Raw genomic sequence first — 20,920 nt, forward strand, 5'->3', positions numbered from 1 at the left:
GCGCGCCGCTGTAGGCCACCACGCCGTCGCGGCGCGCCAGCCGCAGGCGGCCGAGGTGGTACGGCACCCCCACCGCACGGGCGGCCAGCATCACCGGGCAGGCCACCTCGATGGACAGGAACCACAGCCCCTGCCCGCCGTCCGGGCCCCGCACGTAGGTGCGCAGGTTGGTCTCCGCGAAGGGGGGCAGGGCTGCGGGCGAACCGTGCGGGCGCACACCCGCCATGACGAACGGGGTGAGGCTCACCCACGCCGAACCGTCGTACGTGTCCACGGTCAGCCCGCGCGGGAGCAGCGACTGGATCCGGTCGGGCGGATAGGGCCAGTGCACGAACGTCTGCGTCAACCAGTGGGCCCGCAGTCCCGGCACGTGCACGCGGTGAGGAGGACCGTACGAAACCACGGGCACCGACTCCCCCGCAGCGTGGCCGCGAAACCCGGCGTGTCGTGCCACGGGCTCAGCCGCCCCACACGGACCAGGACGCCGTCCCGTGCGCGGCCATCAGGACGGCGAGCAGCACCAGGTCCGCGATGCCCAGTCCCAGCCCGAGGAGGGCGCGGAACCGGCGCGGGGTGTCCCGCCGCAGGGCGATCACGGCCAGCACGATGGCGATCGGGCCGAGGATCAGGTTGAGGACCAGGAGTCCGACGAGTCCGAGGACGAAGGAGGCCACGGCCATCCCCTCGGTGTCCCGTCGGCCCGTCCGGTACGAAGGGGGAGCGGTCAGGCGCATGGTCAGGCCCTCCTGGTCCGGTTGCGGCGCCGCCGTTCGCGGCCGGCGAAGACGACGAGCCAGACGGCGATGAGCGAGCCGAGCACCAGCGTGAGGGGCCAGGGGAGATAGGCGGCCGCTCCCACGACGAGGCCCAGCAGGAGCAGGGCGACGACCAGGAAGAGCACGGCTACCTCCCCGCTCCGGTGACGGTGACGGGCGTGGTGACGGGCGTGGTGACGGACGTGGATGCGGTTGCGGTCGCGGTGACGGTGGGTCGCCGGGTCCGCTTCTTCAACGCGTTCATGACATCGCGGGTTACCCGCGAGCGCCGTCTCACGCAGCCCGTCCCGACGGTCCGTCGGCGGCACCGGCCCGACGGCGCTCCGGCCCGGCTCAGGTCGCGCGCGCTCCTCCACCGCGGCGGATACGGCCGAGCAGATCCCGGTGGTAGGCGGCGAGTTGGCCGGCCGGCACCGGGGCCGGGCCGCCGGAGAGCGTGTACCAGGTGTCGCTCCCGGAGGACTGGACGGCGACCCGCGCACTGTGGCCGTCGGCCAGGAGGATGGTGGCGACGGTGAGGTCGCCCGTGATGACGCCGACCTCGTCGGTCAGGGCCCCGCCGGGTCCGGCCGTGACCCGGTCGACGTAACTGTTGATGCTGGGAGGGTTGTTCATGGGGCGCAGGTTTCCATCAACCCGGCCGGGATGTCCCGCACCGCGCAGGTGTCGCCCGCGGGTGTCCCCGCATCGGGCGTGCGGGCGGACCTCAGCCGAACAACGGGAGCCGGTCCGCCGCCGCGCCCAGGGCGGCGCGTTCGGCGTCGGTCGGCGCGGCCCGGCCGGTGCCCACGCGCGCGTACCGCTCGTCGGTCCAGTCCGCGGGGGCGGGCCGGCCGAGCAGACCGTCCAGCGTGGCACGCACCGCCGTCAGACCCTCGGGGGCGGGAGCGGGGGCGAGCGGCAGCCGGACGGTCAGGTCGAGATGGTGGACGGTCGCCTCGACCGCCAGCGTGGTGATCAGGTCGCCCGCGGTCAGCACGTGGCCCTGCGTCGCCACGTGCCGGGCCGGGTCCGCGGCGGCAGCCGCGTGCGCAGCCGCCGCCAGCGTCTCCCGGTACAGCTCCTGCAACTGGGCGAATACCAGGAACATGCTCCCGTTCACCCGCGCCCAGCGGCGCCCGTTCGCCGCGCCGGCGCTGTCCGGCCGCCAGTCCTGCCAGTACGTCACCGCGTCCCGGTCGACGGGCTGGTCCGACGGCGTGTGCAGGGCCACGAGTCCGCGCTGGGCGTCCTGCAGACAGTGGAAGACGAGATCGCGGACCGCCCAGCCCGTACACCCGGTCGGCAGCCAGGACTCCTCGTCACCCAGTCCCGCGACGGCGGCCGAGGAGGCCCGGTAGACCGTGCCCAACGTCCGCGCCGGGTCGACCGGCTTTCCTGTGCTCATCCTGTCGTCCCCTCGAACATGCGCTGCGACGACCCACGCGAGCGTGACCGCCGTACGACCGGTTGCCGACGGCCCGGTCCCGGCCGTCGCCCTGCTCATACCCGGCTGGAGGTCGCCGTGTCCGCGGACAGCCGTTGGGCTAGGTAGACCGGGATCACCGACAGCAGGACCAGCACGGCGGCCACCACGTTGACCACCGGCGCCTGCTGCGGCCGGGTCATGTTGCCGAAGATCCAGACGGGCAGGGTCTCGATGCCCGGCCCCGCGGTGAACGTGGTGACCACGATCTCGTCGAAGGACAGGGCGAAGGCGAGCAGGCCGCCCGCCAGCAGCGCGGAGCGGACGAGCGGGAAGGTGACGTCCGCGAAGGCGCGGAAGGCGGTGGCGCCGAGGTCCATGGCCGCTTCCTCGTAGGAGCGGGCCGTACGGCGCAGTCGGGCCGCCACGTTGTTGAAGACCACGACGATGCAGAAGGTGGCGTGCCCGACGATCACCGTGAACAGGCCGAGACCCACGCCGAGCGGCGCCAGGACCGTGCTGAACGCCGAGTTGAGGGCGATGCCCGTGACGATGCCGGGCAGCGCGATCGGCAGGACCACGACGAAGGACACGGTGTCGCGGCCGAAGAACCGGTGCCGGGCCACGGCGAAGGCGATCAGGGTGCCGAGGACGAGTGCGATGGCGGTGGCGCCCAGCCCCGCCTTCACCGAGACCCACAACGCCGCCCGCGCCCCGGAGTTGTGCGCGGCCGCCGACCACCAGCGCAGGGTGAGTCCCGGCGGTGGCCAGCTCGCGCTGCGGTCGGGGTTCAGGGAGTTGACCAGGACGAGCAGCAGCGGGACGTAGATCACCGCGAATCCGAGCCCGGCGCCGATGCGCAGGGCGATGCGCGCGGTGCGGCTGAGGTGCATGGTGCCTCTCTCCTCCGAGTGCCCAGGGGGCTCCGAGTGCCTCGGTGCTCCGGGTGCGGCAAGGCGGGGCTACAGGCTGTTCAGGGCGCCCGTGCGGCGGATCGCCAGCAGGTACAGGACGATCACCGCCACGGGCACGGTGCCGAGCGCGGCGGCCATGGGCAGGTTGAGTTCGATGTTGGAGTAGACGAGATTGCCGATCAGCTGGGTCTTGCCGCCGACGATCTGCACGGTGATGTAGTCGCCGAGGCTGAGCGAGAAGGTGAACACGGAGCCGGCGGCGACCGAGGGCAGCACCATGGGCAGCACCACCGAGCGGAACGTCCGCCCCGGCCGCGCCCCGAGGTCGGCGGACGCCTCCAGCAGGCCGGCCGGGAGCTGTTCCAGGGCCGTGTGGAGAGGCAGCACCATGTACGGCAGCCAGAGGTAGGTCAGGGTGAGGACCGTGGCGGGCAGGCCGTAGCCGGGGCCGCTCAGTCCGAACGGCGCGAGCATCCAGTCGGCGAGCCCGCCCTCGGACAGGATCAGCCGCCAGGCGTACACCTTGACCAGGTAACTCGCCCACAGCGGGGTGAGGATGGCGACGACGAGCAACGGGCGCCGCTGCGGCCGGGCCACGCGGGCGGTGTAGAACGCGAGGGGGAAGGCGATCACCGCGCACAGCACGGTCACCGCGAGGGCCACGCCGACGCTGCGCAGGACGACCTGGCGGTAGACCGGCGTGGTGAACAGCGCGTGGAAGTTGTCCGTCGACCAGACCTTCACCACCTGGGAGGTGAAGGAGTCGGTGGTCCAGAAGGCGGAGACGAACAGGACCGCCAGCGAACCGAGGTAGAGGACGGAAAGCCACAGCAGCGGGCCGGTGAGCAGGAGGGCCAGGCGGAGCCGGGGCCTGCGGTGCAGGGTTCCGGCGAGCCGCCGGACGGTGCCCCGGCCGGCGGCGGGCGGCACGTCGGTCGTCACGGCTCAGCCCTTGATCTCGGTCCAGGCCTGCACCCACTTGGCGTACGGCACGCACCTGACGTCCGTGCGGCCGTCCAGGCACTGCTCGATGGGCGTGTTCCAGAAGGCGATCTTCTTCCAGTAGTTCTCGTCGGCGGCGTGGTAGACCGTGCAGAAGTTCTTGTCCTTGGTCTCGGCGCACGCCCTGGAGTTGGCGGGAGCCTCGCCGAAGTACTCCGCGACCTGGGCGTTGACCTCGGGGGAGACGATCCAGTCGAGCCACTTGTAGGCGCAGTTGGGGTGCTTGGCCTTCGCGGAGACCATCCAGGTGTCCGACCAGCCGGTCGAACCCTCCTTCGGGACCAGCGCCTTGACCTTCGCGCCCTCGGAGGCGGCGAGGTTGGCGATGACCTGCCAGGTCGTGCCGACCACCGAGTCACCGCTCTTGAAGGCGGAGACCTCCTTGAGGTAGTCGCTCCAGTACTCGCCCACGCTCGCGTTCTGCCGCTTCAGCAGTGCCACGGCCGCGTCGAACTGCTTCTGGTCGAGCGCGTACGGGTCCCTGATCTTCAACTCGGGCCTGGTGGCCTTGAGGTACAGGGCCGCGTCGGCGATGTAGATCGGGGAGTCGTACGCCGTGACGTGTCCCTTGTACCGGGGGGCGTCGTCGAAGACGGCGGACCAGGAGGTGGGCGCGGGCCTGACCTTCGCCGTGTCGTACATCAGCAGGTTGGCGCCCCGGCCGTGCGGGATGCCGTACATCTTCCCCCGTACGGAGTTCCAGGCGCCGTTCTTCAACCCGCTGAAGACGTCCCGGTAGTGGGGGACCAGGTCCGTGTTGACGGGGGCGGCGTCACCGGAGGCGATCAGGCGCAGGGAGGCGTCGCCGGAGGCGGAGACGGCGTCGTACTCGCCGGTCTTCATCAGCTTGACCATCTCGTCCGAGCTGGCGGCGACCTTGGAACGGACCCGGCACCCCGTCCGTTTCTCGAAGCCGGAGACCCAGTTCGCCGCGGGGTCGTTGGAGCCGTCCTCGACGTAGCCGGCCCAGGCGATGAGGTTGACCTGGCCCTCGGTCCTGCCGAGCTTCGTGGGGGCCTTGAGGTCGGGCGGGTTGAGGCCGGTGGCGGACGTGCCGCCGGGGCCGGAGGAGTCGCAGGCGGCGGCGAGCAGCAGCGCGGCGGCGCAGACGGCTGAGGAGCGCAGGGTACGGGTGAGGCGCACGGCGTACTCCAGGGGGAGGGGGCATCAGGTGGGCAGGCGGGCAGGCGGACGGGTCAGGAGGGCAGGCGGACGGCGTGCCGGTGGTGCCACTGGAGGCGGACCCGGGTACCGCGGTAGGCGGCGACGTCCGCGGAGGAGGTCTCCAGGTTCTGCTGGAGCGCGGTGAGCCGGCCGCCGCCGTCCAGGTCGACCAGGAAGCGGGTGGCGTCGCCGAGGTAGACGACCTCGGCGACGGTGCCGGTGGCGGTGGTGTGCTCCGGCTCGTCCGGCTCGGCGGCGTCCTTGAGGACGCGGATCTTCTCCGGGCGGATGTTGTAGGTGCCCGGGGAGCCGGTGATCCGGTGGGCCGCCTCGCCTTCCAGGAGATTGGAGGTGCCGACGAAGGAGGCGACGAAGGGGGTCGCCGGACGCTCGTAGATCTCCGCGGGGGTGCCGACCTGGGCGATGCGGCCCCGGTCGAGGACGGCGATCCGGTCGCTCATCGTCAGGGCCTCCTCCTGGTCGTGGGTGACGAAGACGAAGGTGATGCCCACCTCCCGCTGGATCGCCTTCAGTTCGACCTGCATGCGCTCGCGCAGCTTCAGGTCGAGGGCGCCGAGCGGCTCGTCCAGCAGCAGCACGCGGGGGCGGCCGACGAGGGCGCGGGCGAGGGCGACGCGCTGGCGCTGCCCGCCGGACAGCTGGGCGGGACGGCGTGGGCCGTAGCCTTCGAGGCCGACCTCGGCCAGCGCCTTGCGGGCGCGGACCAGGCGTTCGGCCTTGGGCACCCTGCGGACCTTGAGGCCGTAGGCGACGTTCTGCTCGACCGTCATGTGCGGGAAGAGGGCGTAGTCCTGGAACACGGTGTGCACGTCCCGCTCGAACGGGGCGAGGCCCGTGACGTCCTGTCCGGCGAGTTCGATCCGGCCCCGGTCGGGTGTCTCGAACCCGGCGACGAGCCGCAGGACCGTCGTCTTGCCGGAACCGGACGGGCCCAGCATCGAGAAGAACTCGCCGTCCCGGATCTCCAGGTCGACCCCGGCCACGGCGGTGGTGTCGCCGAACGACTTGCGCAGGCCCTGCAACCGGATCGCACGTCCCTCCATGCGGGAACCCTTCTGGCGCGCTGAACGTTGACCGCAAACATATGAAGTCATAGGTCATAGCTCAAGGTCCCGTTAGGGTAAAGCTTGAGTCAGCGCACGAGGTGGTGGCCGTGAGGCAGCACGAGACAGACGCAGGCGCCCGCAAGGCCGTCTTCAGCCCCGTGGACAGCCGGGCCCGCGTCGACGCGGTCGTCCGCCGCATAGGCGACGCGATCGAGCTGGGGCTCCTCGCCGACGGCGAGCAGCTGCCCGGCGAGAGCGAACTGGCCGGCCGGCTCGGCGTCTCCACGGTCACCCTGCGGGAGGCGCTCATGGCGCTGCGCCAGCAGGGTCTGGTCACCACCCGCCGGGGCCGCGGCGGCGGCAGTTTCGTCTCGCTTCCCGAGGTCCCCGCCGACGACCGCCTCAAGTCCCGGCTGCGCGGCTGGAGCACCGAGGAGCTGCGGGACCTCGGCGACCACTGGGCCGCGCTGTCCGGCGCCGCCGCCCGGCTCGCCGCCCGGCGCACCGAACCCGCGGACCTGGAGCCGCTGCACCGGACGGCCGGAGAGCTGGCGGTGGCCGGGGACGCGGCGGCGCGCAGCCGGCTCTACGGCCGCTTCCACGTGGAACTGGCCGCCGCGGCGCAGTCGGCCCGGCTCACCCGCGAACAGGTCGCCCTGCAGAGCGAGGTGGGCGCCCTGCTGTGTCTCGTCCTGGCCGACGACGCATATCGTGAAGAAGTTGCGGAGCGTCACCGCTCCGTCGTCTCCGCCGTGCAGGATGGGGTCCGTGAAACGGCCGGCACGCTGGCCGAGCGGTGCGTCAGCGAGTCGACGGCGCGGCTCGTCGCCGTACGTCTCGCGCTCTGACCGCGTCGCGTCCGGATCCCGTCCGCTGGAGGACATGATGGTCGTCAGTCCCGGGGCCACCGTCGCCACGGACCCCGAGACCTGGGTGGCCGCGCGGGTGGGCGGCGCGCTGGAGGCCGTCTTCGCGGCGGTCGCGGGCATCCGCGCCGACACCGCGGCCCTGCTGGAACGGGTGGCCGCCGAGGGCCGCCGGCCCGCCAGCCGTGACCTCGCCGCCCTGCGCCCCGGACTGCATCTGCGGCTGCGCCACGGGGAACTCGTCTCCGGTGCCGGCTTCGTCGCGGCCCCCGGTCTGCTGGCCGACGTGCCGGCCTGGCTGGAATGGTGGCAGACGGGCGCCGACGGCGCCGTACGCCCGCTCCTGCTCGATCTCGACCCCGGCCGGTCGGCCTACTCCGACTACACGCACTGGGACTGGTTCGCGCTGCCCCGCGACACCGGGCGCCGGGCCGTGGCCGGACCGTACGTGGACTACCTCTGTTCCGACGAGTACAGCCTCACCCTGTCCCAACCGGTGCGCTCCCGGGGGGCGTTCGCCGGAGTGGCGGCGGCCGACGTGTACCTGCGGCACTTCGAGGCGGCCGTGCTGCCGCTGCTGCGGGGGCTGCCCGGGCCGGCCCGTCTGGTGAACGCCCGCGGCCGGGTCGCCGCCTCCGCCGACCCCGCCCACCTGGCCGGCTCGCTCACCAAGGGCCCGGACTTCGGCGGGGTCCTCGCCACCGGGCGGCCCGGCGTGTACGACGGCCTGCGCCTCGTGCCCTGCCGGGGCGTCCCCCTGGTGCTGGTCCTGGCCGCCTGAACGCGGCCGTGCGTACGCGTGAGTTCGGGCCGAGCGCACGCGTGACCTCGGGCCGACCCTGCGCACGCGTGACCTCGGGCCCTGCGCACGCGTGATCCCGGGGCCGGCACGGGGCCGGCCCCGGGATCACGCGAGGCGGTACGGCAGGGGGCTCGGGCTGCGAGGCGGTTACGGGAAAGGGCTCAGGCCGCGACGCGCTCCGCCAGCTGCCGGGCCCTGGCGGCGGCGGCCTGGAAGGCACGGTCGCGGGAGGCCTCGTACAGCGGGACCAGCTCGGCCATCGCCGGGTTCTTCGTTGCCATGGTCAGCTCCGGGACGATGAACTCCACGTCCAGGCCGAGGGCGTCGGCCAGGACGGCCCGGAGGTAGTTCTGCACGTACTCGTAGCCCTCGCGCGGGGTGCCCGGCGCGTACGAGCCGCCCCGGCTGGCGACGACGGTGACCGGGGTGCCCTTGGCGGACGGGTTCTCGCCCGCGGTGCGGCCCATCAGGATCACGTTGTCCAGCCAGGCCTTGAGGGTCGACGGGATCGTGTAGTTGTACATCGGCGCGCCGATCAGGATCGCGTCGGCCCGCTCCAGCTCCTCGATGAGCCGCACGCGCTCGGCGAAGGCGGCGGCCTGCCCGGGGGTGTGCGCGCTCGCCGGGACGAAGCCGGCCAGGTGTGCGTCGGCGGTGATGTGCGGCACGGGCTCGGCCGCGAGGTCGTGGTAGACGGCCGTGCCCTGCGGGTGCTGCTCCTCCCAGTGCTTGCGGAAGGCCTCCGTCACGGCGCGGGACGCCGACTCCTCGGCCGGGAAGACGGACGAATCGATGTGCAGGAGGGTGGCCATGGGTGTCTCCAAGGAAGCGAGGACAGCCGGACGCCACGGAGCGCCCGGCTCACGTTTCGTACTGGACTATGTTTAACACATGGACTTACTTTTTCTCAGCCCCATACGGTGAAGTAGTACCCTGAGGTCATGGCGGCGGAGCAGAACCACGACAGTGCGGCGTGCAAGCGGGTGGACGACGGCATCACCCAGGTCTTCCAGCTGCTCGGCAAACGCTGGAGCGGCCCGATCGTGGCCGTCCTCGTGGAACAGCCCGCCTACTTCACCGACCTCCGGCGGGCCATCCCCGGCATCAGCGAACGCATGCTGTCCGACCGGCTCGCCGAACTCGGCGCGGCCGGCCTGGTCCTGCGCGAGGTCGACGAGGGCCCCCCGCTGCGCGTCTCATACCGGCTGACGGACGCCGGCGCCGCCCTGGAGCCCGCCCTGCGCGCACTCGCCGAGTGGGCGAAGTCCCATCTGCCCCAGTCCTCGGGCTGCCCCGGGACGAGCCTGGAACGGCCCGCCGTACACCGCTAGCGGCGGCTGCGCCCTGGGGCTTTCCCCCGGGCCGGAGCGCCGGTCCGCCGGATGGCGGGGGAGTGCGGCCGCCCGGGACGGTGGGGGTCCGCCACCCGCCCCGATCCGGAGGACCCCTCGTGCGCATCGCCACGGCCGTCGCCGCCGCCCTCACCGTCGCCGCCACCGCCCTGCCCGCCGCCTCCGCCGCGCCGGCCGGCCGGTCCGCCACCGACGGGGTGTGGCGCACCGACGGCTACGGCACCCTGCTCGTCCTCGGCGACGGGGCCCTGCGGGAGTACCAGACATCCGCCGCCGGCTGCCTCGCGGGCGACTCCGCACGGCAGACGGGACCCGGCAACTACCTCACACCCGACGGCACCGCCCTGACGGTACGGACCACGCACGACCGCGACCACGCCCGGCTCACCGCGGACAGCTCGGTCGGGCACCGGCGGCTGACCCGGCTCCGGGCCCTGCCCGCCGACTGCACCCGGCCCCCGGCCACGGACCCCCGGGCCGACTTCGACGTGCTCTGGCAGACCTTCGAGGAGAACTACCCCTTCTTCGCGCTCAAGGGCGTCGACTGGCACGCCGTCCGGGACCGGTACCGGCCCCAGGTGCACCCCGGCACCACCCGGGCCGAACTGTTCGGCATCATCAGCCGCATGCTGCGGCCCCTCCACGACGCCCACGTCGCGGTCAAGGACGGCGACCGCGTCTTCGCCGAGGTACGGCCCGGTACCGAGCCGCCGAGCCCGCGACTGGACGCCCGGGTCAAGCGGTTCACCGTCACCCGGGACCTGAAGGACGCGAAGAACCGCCAGGACTTCGCAGCGGGCCGGATCACCTACGCCGATCTGCCCGGCGACCTCGGCTACCTGCGGATCTCCGGCTTCGGCGGCTACGCCGGCGACGACGCGCCGTTCACCGCCGAGCGGGCGGAACTCGACCGCACGCTCGACACCGTCCTCACCCCGGCACGCACCCGGCGCCTGCACGGACTGATCATCGACCTGCGCGTGAACGGGGGCGGCTCCGACGCCCTCGGCATCCGCATCGCCGCCCGGCTGACCGGCACCCCCTACACCGCGTACGCCAAGCGCGCCCGCAACGACCCGGCCGACCCCACCCGCCACACCCGGCCCGAACCCGTGCCCGTCGTCCCGGCCCGCGCGCCCCGGTACACCGGACCGGTCGCCGTCCTCACCGGCGGATCCACCGTCAGCGCCGGCGAGACGTTCACCCAGGCCCTGCTGGACCGCCCCGGGCGCACCGTGCGGATCGGGCAGCCCACCCAGGGCGTCTTCTCGGACGTCATGATGCGCACGCTCCCCGACGGCATGCTCTTCGTCCTGCCGAACGAGGAGTACCTGACCCGCACCGGCCGCACCTTCGACGGTACGGGCATCCCGCCGCAGCTCACCGAACCCGTCTTCACCGAGGAGGAGTTCGCGCACCACCGCGACTCGGCGTTCGACCGCGCGGTACGCGTGCTGCGCGCGCGCCGCTGATCCCGCTCAGTCCACCGGCCAGGTGTGCACCGGGGCGTTGAGATGCATGTAGTCGATGTACACCTGGGTCATCCGGCGCAGCGCCTCGTGCCGGCCGGCGTGCGCGGTGCCGGCGACGTGGTGGAACATCTCCTTCTGCCACACCGCTCCGTTGCGCGCCGTCACACAGCGCTGCTCGATGACGCCCAGCAGCGGCTCCCGCCACGCCGCGTCCATGCCCGAGTGCTCCAGGCCGCGGTGCGCGAGCGGCAGCAGCCGGCGCAGCACCAGCTCGGGCACCGGCACCTCGCCCATCCCGGGCCAGTACAGCAGCGCGTCGATGCCGTGCCGGGCGGCGGCGTGCAGATTGTCCTCGGCGGCGGCGAAGGACATCCGCGACCACACCGGCCGGTCCTCCTCCACCAGGGCCCGGGTCAGCCCGTAGTAGAACGCGCCGTTCGCGAGGGTGTCGGCGACGGTCGGGCCGGCCGGCAGCACCCGGTTCTCCACCCGGATGTGCGGCAGGTCGTTCGCCACGGCGTACACCGGCCGGTTCCAGCGGTAGATCGTGCCGTTGTGCAGGGTGAGTTCGGACAGCTCGGGGGTGTCGCCGCGGTCCAGCGTCTCCACCGGGTCCTGCTCGTCGCACAGCGGGAGCAGGGCCGGGAAGTAGCGCAGGTTCTCCTCGAACAGGTCGAAGACGCTGGTGATCCACCGCTCCCCGAACCACACCCGGGGCCGTACCCCCTGCACCTTGATCTCCTCCGGGCGGGTGTCGGTGGCCTGCTCGAACAGCGGGATCCGCGTCTCGTGCCACAGCTCCTTGCCGAACAGGAACGGGGAGTTCGCCGCGAGGGCCACCTGCACCCCGGCGATCGCCTGCGCCGCGTTCCAGTAGCCGGCGAACTCCTCCGGCGAGACCTGCAGATGGAACTGCGTGCTGGTGCAGGCCGCCTCCGGGGTGATCGTGTCCGCGTACGTCCGCAGCCGGTCGGCCCCGTCGATCTCGATGCGCAGGTCCTCGCCGCGGGCCGCGAAGATCTGGTCGTTGAGCAGCCGGTAGCGGGGATTCTCCGACAGGGACTCCTCGCTGATGTCCTCCTGCCGCAGCGTCGGCAGGATCCCGACCATGAGCAGCCGGGCGCCCACCGACCGGGCCCGCTCGTCGGCGTGGTTCAGCGCGGCCCGGATCTCCGACTCCCAGGCGTCCGGGCCGCCCGCCGTCAGCCGCCGGGGCGGCACGTTGATCTCCAGGTTGAACCGGCCCAGCTCGGTGGACCAGGCCGGGTCGGAGATCGCCTCCAGCACATCGGTGTTGCGCATCGCCGGCTCGGCCCCGTCGTCCACCAGGTTCAGCTCGATCTCCAGGCCGACCTGCGGACGCTCCGACTCGAACCGCGCCTCGCGCAGCATCTGCGCCAGCGCCTCCAGGCACTCGTGCATCTTGATCCGGTACCGGCGGCGGTCCTCGCGGGTGAAGACGAGCGCCGGGACGTCGCGCCCCATCGGCCCTCCATGTCCCCTCGTCGGACACCTCTCCACCCAGCGTCGCACCATCGCCCGAGGGGCACCAAGCGGGGACCGGCCGGTGCGCGGGCGCCGTTGGCGCGGGCGCTGCGGGCGGGGGCACTCCCGTCCGCAGGCCCACGGCGCCGACACCGCTGACGACCGGGGACCGTCCTACCCCGTCCTCCTCGGACCGGCCCGGGTGTGCCGCTCACCCGGCCGGACCCCTCCGGCTGGCGCGCAGGGGCGCGGCGCCGGAGGGTCGGAGCAGGATCGATCCGCGAAGGCTCCGGGACGGGACCGGTGATCCGGTACGTCCGCGCAGGTCGTGACCCCACGGACCGGCACACCGCCTGGCACCCCCGAGCGGCGGTGTGCCGACAGGCAGGGACGGGGAACGGCGAAACCATGCGCTCGGGCCGTTCCCCGCCCCGTCGGACCCCGGCGCGGACTCGTGCGCGGACTTCGGCGGGACTCCTGCCGGAGCACCCGGTGGCCGGCCGCCCCGCCCGGTGTCCGCGGGAGCCGGAAAAAAACTTCGGACGGCGATGTCGAGAAGCCGCGACCGGCTGCGTCCCAGGGGTGAGCGCGACCACAATGTGTCGCACGACCACCAGGGAGAAGCACGATGGCCAAGTACTTGCTGCTGAAGCACTACCGCGGCGCCCCGGCCCCGGTCAACAACGTGCCGATGGACCAGTGGACACCGGAGGAGATCGCGGCCCACGTGCGGTACATGCAGGACTTCGCCGCCCGGCTGGAGAAGACCGGCGAGTTCGTCGACGGCCAGGCGGTCGCCCCCGAGGGGACCTGGGTCCGCTCCGACGGCGAAGGGCGCCCGCCGGTCACCGACGGCCCGTTCGCCGAGACCAAGGACCTCATCGCCGGCTGGATGGTGATCGACGTCGACAGCTACGAGCGGGCCGTCGAGCTGGCCGGGGAACTGTCGGCGGCCCCCGGCGCGGGCGGGAAGCCGATCCACGAGTGGCTCGAGGTCCGCCCGTTCCTGGCCGCGCCGCCCACCGTCACGGAATGATCCGCTCGATGGACGAGGCCCTGCTCAGGAGCCTCACGCCGACGGTGATCGGGGTCCTCGTCCGCCGCGGAGCCGACTTCGCGGCGGCCGAGGACGCCGTTCAGGACGCCCTCGTCGAGGCGCTCCGCGTCTGGCCCGGCGAGCAGCCGAGGGATGCCAAGGGCTGGCTGGTCACCGTGGCCTGGCGCAAGTTCCTCGACCAGGTCCGGGCGGACACCGCCCGCCGCCGGCGTGAGGACCTGCACGACGAACAGCCTCCGCCCGGACCCGTGCCCGCGGTGGACGACACGCTCCACCTCTACTTCCTGTGCGCCCACCCGTCCCTGACCCCGGCCTCCGCGACGGCGCTCACCCTGCGCGCCGTCGGCGGGCTCACCACCCGGCAGATCGCCCAGGCCTACCTGGTGCCGGAGGCGACCATGGCCCAGCGCATCAGCCGGGCCAAGCGCACCGTCTCGGGCGTACGGTTCGGGCGGCCCGGTGACGTGGCCACCGTGCTGCGCGTGCTGTACCTCGTCTTCAACGAGGGGTACTCCGGCGACGTGGACCTCACCGCCGAGGCGATCCGGCTCACCCGGCAGCTCGCCGCCCGCATCGACCATCCGGAGGTCGCGGGACTGCTCGCCCTCATGCTGCTCCACCACGCCCGCCGCGCCGCCCGGACGGCACCCGACGGCAGCCTGGTGCCCCTCACCGAGCAGGACCGCGGCCGGTGGGACACCGGGCTGATCACCGAGGGCGTCCGGATCCTGCAGGCGGCCCTGGCCCGCGACCGGCTGGGCGAGTTCCAGGCCCAGGCGGCCATCGCGGCACTGCACGCCGACGCGCCCACCGCCGAGGAGACCGACTGGGTGCAGATCGTCGAGTGGTACGACGAGCTGACCCGCCTGACCGACAGCCCCGTCGTCCGGCTCAACCGCGCGGTCGCCGTCGGCGAGGCCGACGGCCCGCGCGCCGGCCTGGCAGCGCTCGCCGGTCTGGACGCCTCCCTGCCCCGGTACGCCGCGGTGGCGGCCCACCTGCACGAGCGCGACGGTGACCTGGCCACGGCGGCCCGGCTGTACGCGGAAGCGGCCCACCGCGCACCCAACCTGGCCGAGCGCGACCACCTCACCCGCCAGGCCGCCCGCCTCAACACCCGCCGCCGATCGTGAGGCGCCCCCGGGCCCGGGGGCGTTGTCAGTGGGTCCCCCTACCGTGAGGAGCAGTTGAGGACCTGCGGGAACGGCCGCGGGTCCGCACTCGGGGAGGGGTGTGCCATGTCCACGGGGTCCGCGGTGTCGACGACGTACCTGGAGCTGTCGCAGGAGGGCGGCGGCGCCCACAAGTTCTACGAGGTGACGGTCGACGGGCAGGTGGTGACGGTGCGGTACGGCCGGATCGGCGCCGCCGGGCAGACCCAGACGACCACGTTCCCGACCACGGAGAAGGCGCGGGCCGCCGCCGCGAGGAAGGTGGGGGAGAAGGTCCGCAAGGGGTACGCCCCCGCGGTGCGGGGCGGCCGCGCGCCGCGTGCGGTGACCCGCCGTCAGGTCAGCTCCGCCCCGTCCACCGCACGGGCCGTGGCACCGGTGCTGTGGCGGTTCCGCACCGGCTCCGCCGCGTTCGGCATCCATGTCGACGACGAGCGCTGCTGGGTGGGCAACCAGGCCGGTGACGTCTACACGCTGGACCACGAGGGCGCCGTCCTGGCCCGCTTCAGCCTGCCCGACGGGGTGAAGTGCCTGGTGGCCGACGACTTCTGGATCTACGCCGGCTGCGACGACGGCAAGGTCTACGACCTCTCCTCCAAACTGCCCTTCGCCGCCTACGACATCGCCGCCGACGTCGACATCTTCTGGCTGGACATCCACGAGGGCGTCCTGGACGTCTCCGACCGCGACGGCCGGCTCACGGTCATCGACCACGAGGACGAGCACCAGTGGTCCCGCCGCAGCCAGGGCGAGCACGCGTGGATGGTCCGCGCCGACGACCGCGCCGTGTACCACGGCCACCACCGGGGCGTCACCGCCTACGCACCGGACGGGGGCGGCGAGTTGTGGCACACGCCCACCAAGGGCGGGGTGCTGTTCGGCTGGCAGGAGCAGGACGCGGTGTACGCGGGCACCGCGCACCGCGTGGTGCAGCGGCTGGCCAAGGACAGCGGCGCGATCGAGGCGACGTACACGTGCGACAGCGCGGTGTACTCGTGCGCCACCTCGCCGGGCGGCCGGTTCGTCTTCGCCGGGGACGCCGCCTCCTCCGTCTACTGCTTCGACCAGGACGGCACGCGGCTGTGGAAACTCGGCACGGGCGGCGGTTCGGCCCTGTCGATGCAGTACCGCGACGAGCGGCTGTACCTGGTCACCACCGACGGCTCACTCGTCTGCGTCGACGCGAGCGAGACGGCGGTCTCGGCGGCCCAGCAGGGCACGGTGCCGGTGGCACGGGACGTCAAGCTCGCCGCCGCCACGCCGACCTACGCCCCGGCCACGGCCGCGGCCGCGGTGTCCACGGTCACCCAGGCGCCCGCCGGAGCGGTGGTGGTCGAGTGCGTCCAGGATGCGGGCCGGCTGCGGGTGCACGTGCTCTCCGACGGCTTCGACTCCTCCTGGAACGTCCAGTTCCCGCGCGCGATACGAGAACCCGGCGCCCGGTACGTCGTCGACGCCCTGCACCCGGCGGCGGGCGGCTTCTACCGCGTCCGCGGCGACATCCGCCGCCTGCTCTGACACACCCTCCACCACCGCCCGAGTGATCGGGCGTCGGGTGTTCATGCCGGGGTGTGGGTCAGGGGTGTGCCGGTGTCGTCCTGTCGAGGATGTCCCGGGCCGCGGGGAGTGCCTGGGTGCGGTCGTCCGGGATCACGCCGATGCGGGTGCGGCGGTCCAGGAGGTCGGACTCGTCCAGGGCGCCCTCGTGCCGGACGGCCCAGAGGAGTTCGGCGCGGGTGACGGGGTGGCCGGGGAGCACGGGTGCGGCGAGGGAGGGGTCCCGGGTGGTGAGGGCGTGGACCGCGACGGCCTCGGTGCCGTAGCGGCGGACCAGCCGGCGGGGTGCGGGCAGCGTACGCAGGCGTGCGGGTGCGGCGGCGCCGACCAGCGGCAGCGCGGCGGTGGGGGAGGGCCCGGCGCGCAGGCCCCGGGCCTCGGCCGCGGCGTCGACGGCGTCCTGCGCCATCCGCCGGTAGGTGGTGAGCTTGCCGCCGACCACGGTGGTGACACCGTCGGGCGAGGTCAGTACGGCGTGCCGGCGGGAGATGTCGGAGGTCCGGTCCGGTGAGCCGCCCGCGGAGGTGTCGAGCAGGGGGCGCAGCCCGGCGAACGCGCCGACCACCTCGTCGCGGGCGACCGGCGCGTCCAGGGCCGAGCCGAGCACGTCCAGCAGGAAGCCGATGTCGGTCTCGGGCACCTCCGGCACGTCCGGGATCCCGCCCTCGACCGGCTCGTCGGTGAGGCCGACGTAGACGCGGCCGTCCCCTTGTGGCAGGACCAGCACGAAGCGGTTGGTCTCCCCGGGGATCGGGATGTGCAGGCCGGCCGGCAGGGTGCCGAGGCGCTCGGAGCGCAGGACCAGGTGGGTGCCGCGGGACGGCCGGATACGGATGCCGTCGGCGAGGGTGCCCGCCCACACCCCGGCGGCGTTGATCACGGCGCGCGCCCTGATCTCGCCCTGCTCCCCGGTGAGTTCGTCCCGGATACGGGCTCCCGTCCCGGTCAGTCGCAGCGCGCGGACCCGGGTCAGCACCCGGGCGCCGTGCGCGGCGGCCGTCCGGGCCAGGGCGGTCACCAGCCGGGCGTCGTCGGTCACCTTGCCGTCCCAGGACAGCAGTCCGCCGCGCAGCCCGCCCGCACGGACCGAGGGTGCCAGGTGCCGGGCCTCCGTCGCCGTCAGCCGGCGCGGAGCGGGCAGCACCTGGCGCGGGGTCCGGGCGGCCAGCCGCAGCATGTCCCCGGCCCGGAACCCGGCCCACGCCAGCGAGGCCTGGGCCCGGGACACCAGCGGGGTCAGCGGCAGCACGAACGGCTGGGCGGCCACCAGGTGCGGGGCCGTCCGGGTCATCAGCACACCGCGTTCGACCGCGCTCTCGTGGGCGACGTCGAACTGCGCGGAGGCCAGGTAGCGCAGCCCTCCGTGGATGAGTTTCGAACTCCAGCGGGAGGTGCCGAAGGCCAGGTCGTGGGCGTCCAACGCGACGACGTCCAATCCGCGGGCCGCCGCGTCCAGTGCGACGCCGGCGCCCGTGGCGCCTAGCCCGACCACCAGGACGTCGACCGTCCGGCCGTCCGCGGCCTCGGCCAGTTCCCGGCGGCGCCGGTGTGCGCTCAGTGACGAGCCGGGCGCGGCCTCGGTGTGGCTCATGGCGTCAGGGTCCTCTCCAGGAGGGTGCGCAGCTCACCGAGGAACGCGGCGGAGTCCAGCTCCGGATCGTCCTCGTCGGTCATCGTGCGCAGGGACAGGGTGAAGGACTGCACGGTCAACAGCAGGGCTCGGGCCTGCCGTTCGGTGTGGCCGGGCCGTACCGAGCCGTCCGCGTGGCCCTCGCGCAGCGCGTCGCCCAGCAGTGCCAGCAGCGCTTCCTGGCTCGCGCCGCGCCGGTCGAGGACGTACGGCAGGAGCAGTTCCGGATCCACGTCCACGATCTTGCGGAACAGCGGGTGGGCCCGGAACGCCTCGACCCCGGCCACCATCCCGTCCACGATCCGGGTGCGTGTGCTGGTGCCGGGCGCGGGCTCGGGTATGGCCCGGCCGGCCAGCTGGATCCACTCCCGGGTCATCAGATCGCCCACTAGGGTCCGCAGGTCGGGCCAGCGCCGGTACAGCGTCATCCGGGAGACGCCGGCGCGGCGGGCCACGTCGGCGAGCGTGGTGCGCCGAACCCCGACGGCCAGCACACAGTCGCGTACCGCGTCGAGCACGGCGTCGTTGTCCGATCCGCCGCCCGAACCGTTGTGACGAATAGGCGTCATGTGTCACAGTGTAACGCCCCGGGGCCGGGACGGAAGCGGCCCGGCCCGGACACGGCGGCCGAGCCGCGCGGACCGCGCATCCCTGCCAGCACACCGATCTGTGAGGACGACCGTTCAATGGACATGCTGTGGAACGGCTGGGGCGACCCGGCCAAGGCGGCACCGCTGCCCGAGACGGTGACCGGGCTGCTGCGCGACCTGCTCGGTGTCGAGCCACGCAGCACCCCCGCCCTCGGCCTGGCGGACATCCGCCCGCCCGCCCCCACGGCCTCCCGCGCCGCCCTGCGTGCCCTCGCCGCGGCCGTCGGCGACGAACACGTGCGTACGGACGGGGAGAGCCGTGTCCGGCACACCCGCGGCAAGTCCACCCCCGACCTGCTGCGCATCCGCGCCGGTGACGTCAGCGACGTACCGCAGGCCGTCGTGCTGCCCGCCACCCACGACGAGGTCCTCGCGGTACTGCGCGCCTGCGCCGCACACGGCCTGGCCGTCGTGCCCTTCGGCGGCGGCACCTCGGTGGTGGGCGGACTCGCCCCGCAGCGCAGCCTGTTCGTCGCCCTGGACCTGCGCCGCATGAACGGCCTGCTCGACCTGGACCCCGTCTCCCGCACGGCCGTCCTCCAGCCCGGCCTGCGCGCCCCGGAGGCCGAGGCCCTGCTCGCCGGGCACGGCTTCACCCTGGGCCACTTCCCGCAGTCCTTCGAGTGGGCCACCATCGGCGGCTTCGCGGCGGCCCGCTCCAGCGGCCAGGCCTCCGCGGGCTACGGCCGCTTCGACGAGATGGTGCTCGGACTGACCCTCGCCACCCCCGAGGGCACCATCGACACCGGCCGCGCCCCCCGCTCCGCCGCCGGGCCCGACCTGCGCCAGCTGATCCTCGGTTCCGAGGGCGCCTTCGGCGTCATCACCTCCGTCACCGTACGGATCCGCCCGCTGCCCGAGGTGCGCCGCTACGAGGGCTGGCGGTTCCGCTCCTTCGAGGAGGGAGCCACCGCACTGCGCCGGCTCGCCCAGGACGGACCCCGGCCCACCGTGCTGCGCCTGTCCGACGAGACCGAGACCCTGGTCGGCCTCGCCCAGCCCGACGCCATCGGCGCCGACCCGGCGCAGGGCGGCGCCGGCTGCCTGGCGATCGCCGGGTACGAGGGGACGGCCGAGGACACCGCGTACCGCAGCGAGCGGGCGGCGGCCGTCCTGAGGGACTGCGGCGGCACCCCGGCCGGCACCGAGCCGGGCGAGCGCTGGGCACACGGCCGCTACTCCGCGCCGTACCTGCGCGACGCCCTCCTCGACGCGGGTGCCTTCGCCGAGACGCTGGAGACGGCGGCCTTCTGGTCCCGCGTCCCCGAGCTGTACACCGCGGTCCGCACCGCGCTGACCGACACCCTCACCCGGGCCGGCACCCCGCCCCTGGTGATGTGCCACATCTCCCACGTGTACGAGAACGGCGCCTCCCTGTACTTCACCGTCGTCAGCGCCCAGGGCGCGGACCCGGTGGCCCACTGGACGCCCGCCAAGCACGCGGCCAACGAGGCCCTGCTGGCGGCCGGCGGCACCATCTCCCACCACCACGGGGTCGGCACCGACCACCGCGACTGGTACGTCCGCGAGGCCGGCCCGCTCGGCGTCTCGGCCCTGCGCGCCGTCAAGCGCCGCCTGGATCCCGAGGGCCTGCTCAACCCCGGCGTCCTGCTGCCCACCGACTGACCCACCCGATCCGACCGCCTGCCTCGGAGGCTCACCGATGCGCCAGTTCACCGCCGTCGTCAACCCCACCGCGGGCGGCTCCACCGGGGCGGCGACCCTGCTCCGGCTGGCCCGGCTGCTGCGCGCGGCCGGCGCCGGGCTGGAGACCGAGTACAGCCGGAGCCTCGCCCACGCCCAGGACGTCGCCCGCGCGGCCGGTGAGCGCGGCCGGATCGTGCTGGCCGTGGGCGGCGACGGCATCGCGGGCGGCGTCGGCGGCGCGCTCAGCGGCACCGGAACCGTCCTGGGCCTGGTGCCCGCCGGACGCGGCAACGACTTCGCCCGCGCGCTGGACCTCCCCGCCGAGCCGGAGGCCCTCGCGCGGATCCTGCTGCACGCCGAGCCCCGGCCGGTCGACACCATCGAGGTGGAGTCGGCCGTCCACCCGCGCACGGTGGTCCTGGGCAGCGTGTACGCCGGTGTCGACGCGGAGGCCAACCGGCACGCCAACAACGCCCGGCTGCTGCGCGGCGCCGCCTCCTACTACGCGGGCGGCCTGCGTGCCGTCACCGCCTGGCGGCCGGCCGACTACCGGGTCACCGTCGACGGCGAGGAGCACCGCCACCGCGGCTACACCGTCGTCGCGGCCAACTCCCCTTACTACGGCTCCGGAAGACTCATCGCACCCGGCGCCCGCGTCGACGACGGACTGCTGGACGTCGTGCTGATCCGCGAGGCACCGCGCCGGCTGTTCTTCACCCTGATGAACGAGCTGAAGACCGGCGCCCACGTCCACCGCCCCGAAGTACGCGTCCTGCGCGGCCGGGAACTGCGCATCGAGTGTGGCCGGCCCGTCCCCTACGGCGCCGACGGCGAGGTGGAGGCCACGCTGCCGGTCACCGTGCGGGTACGGCCCGGGGACCTGCCGGTGCTGTACTGAGTCC

22 protein-coding genes are annotated in these 20,920 nt (G+C 73.7%); 9 read left to right on the top strand and 13 right to left on the bottom strand.

Translation table 11 applies throughout. The features are described 5' to 3' along the window. The 9 genes from IE312_RS39100 to IE312_RS06620 all read right to left on the bottom strand — a co-directional run. Positions 1 to 376, bottom strand: a 376-nt coding sequence (locus IE312_RS39100; RefSeq protein ID WP_229899200.1) for a DUF2071 domain-containing protein, incomplete at its 3' end; no start/stop codon positions are given. Between the two features lie 82 nt (positions 377 to 458). Beyond that, on the bottom strand, positions 459 to 734 hold the full coding sequence (locus IE312_RS06585) for a DUF4190 domain-containing protein (protein ID WP_189979213.1): 276 nt from the start codon (positions 732 to 734) through the stop codon (positions 459 to 461). Positions 735 to 736: 2 nt separating this feature from the next. Further along, on the bottom strand, positions 737 to 901 hold the full coding sequence (locus IE312_RS06590; RefSeq protein WP_189979214.1) for a hypothetical protein: 165 nt from the start codon (positions 899 to 901) through the stop codon (positions 737 to 739). A 208-nt stretch (positions 902 to 1,109) separates the two neighbouring features. After that, positions 1,110 to 1,391, bottom strand: a complete 282-nt coding sequence (locus IE312_RS06595; protein WP_189979216.1) for a hypothetical protein — start codon at positions 1,389 to 1,391, stop codon at positions 1,110 to 1,112. A 91-nt stretch (positions 1,392 to 1,482) separates the two neighbouring features. Then, complete coding sequence (locus tag IE312_RS06600) at positions 1,483 to 2,163, bottom strand: maleylpyruvate isomerase N-terminal domain-containing protein (protein ID WP_189979218.1); 681 nt, start codon at positions 2,161 to 2,163, stop codon at positions 1,483 to 1,485. A 95-nt stretch (positions 2,164 to 2,258) separates the two neighbouring features. Then, positions 2,259 to 3,074 carry an ABC transporter permease gene (locus IE312_RS06605; protein WP_189979220.1) on the bottom strand — a complete coding sequence of 272 codons (816 nt, stop codon included), beginning with the start codon at positions 3,072 to 3,074 and terminating at the stop codon, positions 2,259 to 2,261. Positions 3,075 to 3,143: 69 nt separating this feature from the next. Continuing rightward, positions 3,144 to 4,037 (bottom strand): ABC transporter permease, encoded by an 894-nt coding sequence (locus IE312_RS06610; RefSeq protein WP_189979222.1) that lies wholly within the window; start codon positions 4,035 to 4,037, stop codon positions 3,144 to 3,146. Positions 4,038 to 4,040: 3 nt separating this feature from the next. Next, positions 4,041 to 5,240 (bottom strand): ABC transporter substrate-binding protein, encoded by a 1,200-nt coding sequence (locus IE312_RS06615; RefSeq protein ID WP_189979224.1) that lies wholly within the window; start codon positions 5,238 to 5,240, stop codon positions 4,041 to 4,043. Between the two features lie 53 nt (positions 5,241 to 5,293). Then, on the bottom strand, positions 5,294 to 6,325 hold the full coding sequence (locus IE312_RS06620) for an ABC transporter ATP-binding protein (protein ID WP_189979226.1): 1,032 nt from the start codon (positions 6,323 to 6,325) through the stop codon (positions 5,294 to 5,296). A gap of 110 nt (positions 6,326 to 6,435) precedes the next feature. On the opposite strand from IE312_RS06620, the gene IE312_RS06625 reads away from it, so the two are divergent. After that, positions 6,436 to 7,176 (top strand): FadR/GntR family transcriptional regulator, encoded by a 741-nt coding sequence (locus tag IE312_RS06625; RefSeq protein WP_189979234.1) that lies wholly within the window; start codon positions 6,436 to 6,438, stop codon positions 7,174 to 7,176. Positions 7,177 to 7,213: 37 nt separating this feature from the next. Then, positions 7,214 to 7,975 carry a PDC sensor domain-containing protein gene (locus IE312_RS06630; RefSeq protein ID WP_189979757.1) on the top strand — a complete coding sequence of 254 codons (762 nt, stop codon included), beginning with the start codon at positions 7,214 to 7,216 and terminating at the stop codon, positions 7,973 to 7,975. Positions 7,976 to 8,157: 182 nt separating this feature from the next. Here the strand turns inward: IE312_RS06630 and IE312_RS06635 are convergent, their stop codons facing one another. Further along, entirely contained in the window at positions 8,158 to 8,808 is a 651-nt protein-coding gene (locus tag IE312_RS06635) for an FMN-dependent NADH-azoreductase (protein ID WP_189979236.1), read from the bottom strand. A gap of 129 nt (positions 8,809 to 8,937) precedes the next feature. On the opposite strand from IE312_RS06635, the gene IE312_RS06640 reads away from it, so the two are divergent. Together IE312_RS06640 and IE312_RS06645 are read left to right on the top strand one after the other, a co-directional pair. Further along, positions 8,938 to 9,327, top strand: a complete 390-nt coding sequence (locus tag IE312_RS06640) for a winged helix-turn-helix transcriptional regulator (protein WP_189979238.1) — start codon at positions 8,938 to 8,940, stop codon at positions 9,325 to 9,327. Positions 9,328 to 9,446: 119 nt separating this feature from the next. Beyond that, complete coding sequence (locus IE312_RS06645; RefSeq protein WP_189979240.1) at positions 9,447 to 10,820, top strand: S41 family peptidase; 1,374 nt, start codon at positions 9,447 to 9,449, stop codon at positions 10,818 to 10,820. 6 nt (positions 10,821 to 10,826) lie between these two features. On the opposite strand, the gene IE312_RS06650 is transcribed toward IE312_RS06645, so the two are convergent. Beyond that, a complete protein-coding gene (locus IE312_RS06650) occupies positions 10,827 to 12,305 on the bottom strand; it encodes a glutamate-cysteine ligase family protein (RefSeq protein ID WP_189979242.1) in 1,479 nt (492 codons plus the stop codon). 628 nt (positions 12,306 to 12,933) lie between these two features. On the opposite strand from IE312_RS06650, the gene IE312_RS06655 reads away from it, so the two are divergent. The 3 genes from IE312_RS06655 (at position 12,934) to IE312_RS06665 (ending at position 16,052) form a co-directional block, all read left to right on the top strand. Beyond that, entirely contained in the window at positions 12,934 to 13,341 is a 408-nt protein-coding gene (locus IE312_RS06655) for a YciI family protein (protein WP_189979244.1), read from the top strand. A gap of 8 nt (positions 13,342 to 13,349) precedes the next feature. Next, positions 13,350 to 14,495, top strand: a complete 1,146-nt coding sequence (locus IE312_RS06660; protein WP_189979758.1) for an RNA polymerase sigma factor — start codon at positions 13,350 to 13,352, stop codon at positions 14,493 to 14,495. Between the two features lie 105 nt (positions 14,496 to 14,600). Then, entirely contained in the window at positions 14,601 to 16,052 is a 1,452-nt protein-coding gene (locus IE312_RS06665) for a WGR domain-containing protein (protein WP_189979245.1), read from the top strand. A gap of 58 nt (positions 16,053 to 16,110) precedes the next feature. Here the strand turns inward: IE312_RS06665 and IE312_RS06670 are convergent, their stop codons facing one another. Both IE312_RS06670 and IE312_RS06675 read right to left on the bottom strand, forming a co-directional pair. After that, entirely contained in the window at positions 16,111 to 17,682 is a 1,572-nt protein-coding gene (locus IE312_RS06670; RefSeq protein ID WP_189979246.1) for a glycerol-3-phosphate dehydrogenase/oxidase, read from the bottom strand. Next, positions 17,679 to 18,290 (bottom strand): TetR/AcrR family transcriptional regulator, encoded by a 612-nt coding sequence (locus IE312_RS06675; RefSeq protein WP_189979247.1) that lies wholly within the window; start codon positions 18,288 to 18,290, stop codon positions 17,679 to 17,681. Before IE312_RS06675 ends, IE312_RS06670 begins: the two co-directional genes overlap by 4 nt. A 117-nt stretch (positions 18,291 to 18,407) precedes the next feature. Between IE312_RS06675 and IE312_RS06680 the strand changes: the two genes are divergently transcribed. Together IE312_RS06680 and IE312_RS06685 are read left to right on the top strand one after the other, a co-directional pair. After that, positions 18,408 to 19,997 (top strand): FAD-binding oxidoreductase, encoded by a 1,590-nt coding sequence (locus tag IE312_RS06680; protein WP_189979248.1) that lies wholly within the window; start codon positions 18,408 to 18,410, stop codon positions 19,995 to 19,997. 37 nt (positions 19,998 to 20,034) lie between these two features. Continuing rightward, complete coding sequence (locus IE312_RS06685) at positions 20,035 to 20,916, top strand: diacylglycerol kinase family protein (RefSeq protein ID WP_189979249.1); 882 nt, start codon at positions 20,035 to 20,037, stop codon at positions 20,914 to 20,916. Positions 20,917 to 20,920 lie beyond the last annotated feature (4 nt).

Source organism: Streptomyces capoamus, assembly GCF_014654935.1.
In the GTDB taxonomy this organism is placed as follows: domain Bacteria; phylum Actinomycetota; class Actinomycetes; order Streptomycetales; family Streptomycetaceae; genus Streptomyces; species Streptomyces capoamus.

Coding starts and splice junctions, on each gene's coding strand:
- IE312_RS06670 (WP_189979246.1), bottom strand. CDS start 17,682: ATGAGCCACACCGAGGCCGCGCCCGGCTCGTCACTGAGCGCACACCGG.
- IE312_RS06640 (WP_189979238.1), top strand. CDS start 8,938: ATGGCGGCGGAGCAGAACCACGACAGTGCGGCGTGCAAGCGGGTGGAC.
- IE312_RS06685 (WP_189979249.1), top strand. CDS start 20,035: ATGCGCCAGTTCACCGCCGTCGTCAACCCCACCGCGGGCGGCTCCACC.
- IE312_RS06595 (WP_189979216.1), bottom strand. CDS start 1,391: ATGAACAACCCTCCCAGCATCAACAGTTACGTCGACCGGGTCACGGCC.
- IE312_RS06675 (WP_189979247.1), bottom strand. CDS start 18,290: ATGACGCCTATTCGTCACAACGGTTCGGGCGGCGGATCGGACAACGAC.
- IE312_RS06650 (WP_189979242.1), bottom strand. CDS start 12,305: ATGGGGCGCGACGTCCCGGCGCTCGTCTTCACCCGCGAGGACCGCCGC.
- IE312_RS06665 (WP_189979245.1), top strand. CDS start 14,601: ATGTCCACGGGGTCCGCGGTGTCGACGACGTACCTGGAGCTGTCGCAG.
- IE312_RS06680 (WP_189979248.1), top strand. CDS start 18,408: ATGGACATGCTGTGGAACGGCTGGGGCGACCCGGCCAAGGCGGCACCG.
- IE312_RS06660 (WP_189979758.1), top strand. CDS start 13,350: ATGGACGAGGCCCTGCTCAGGAGCCTCACGCCGACGGTGATCGGGGTC.
- IE312_RS06605 (WP_189979220.1), bottom strand. CDS start 3,074: ATGCACCTCAGCCGCACCGCGCGCATCGCCCTGCGCATCGGCGCCGGG.
- IE312_RS06635 (WP_189979236.1), bottom strand. CDS start 8,808: ATGGCCACCCTCCTGCACATCGATTCGTCCGTCTTCCCGGCCGAGGAG.
- IE312_RS06585 (WP_189979213.1), bottom strand. CDS start 734: ATGCGCCTGACCGCTCCCCCTTCGTACCGGACGGGCCGACGGGACACC.
- IE312_RS06600 (WP_189979218.1), bottom strand. CDS start 2,163: ATGAGCACAGGAAAGCCGGTCGACCCGGCGCGGACGTTGGGCACGGTC.
- IE312_RS06620 (WP_189979226.1), bottom strand. CDS start 6,325: ATGGAGGGACGTGCGATCCGGTTGCAGGGCCTGCGCAAGTCGTTCGGC.
- IE312_RS06655 (WP_189979244.1), top strand. CDS start 12,934: ATGGCCAAGTACTTGCTGCTGAAGCACTACCGCGGCGCCCCGGCCCCG.
- IE312_RS06630 (WP_189979757.1), top strand. CDS start 7,214: ATGGTCGTCAGTCCCGGGGCCACCGTCGCCACGGACCCCGAGACCTGG.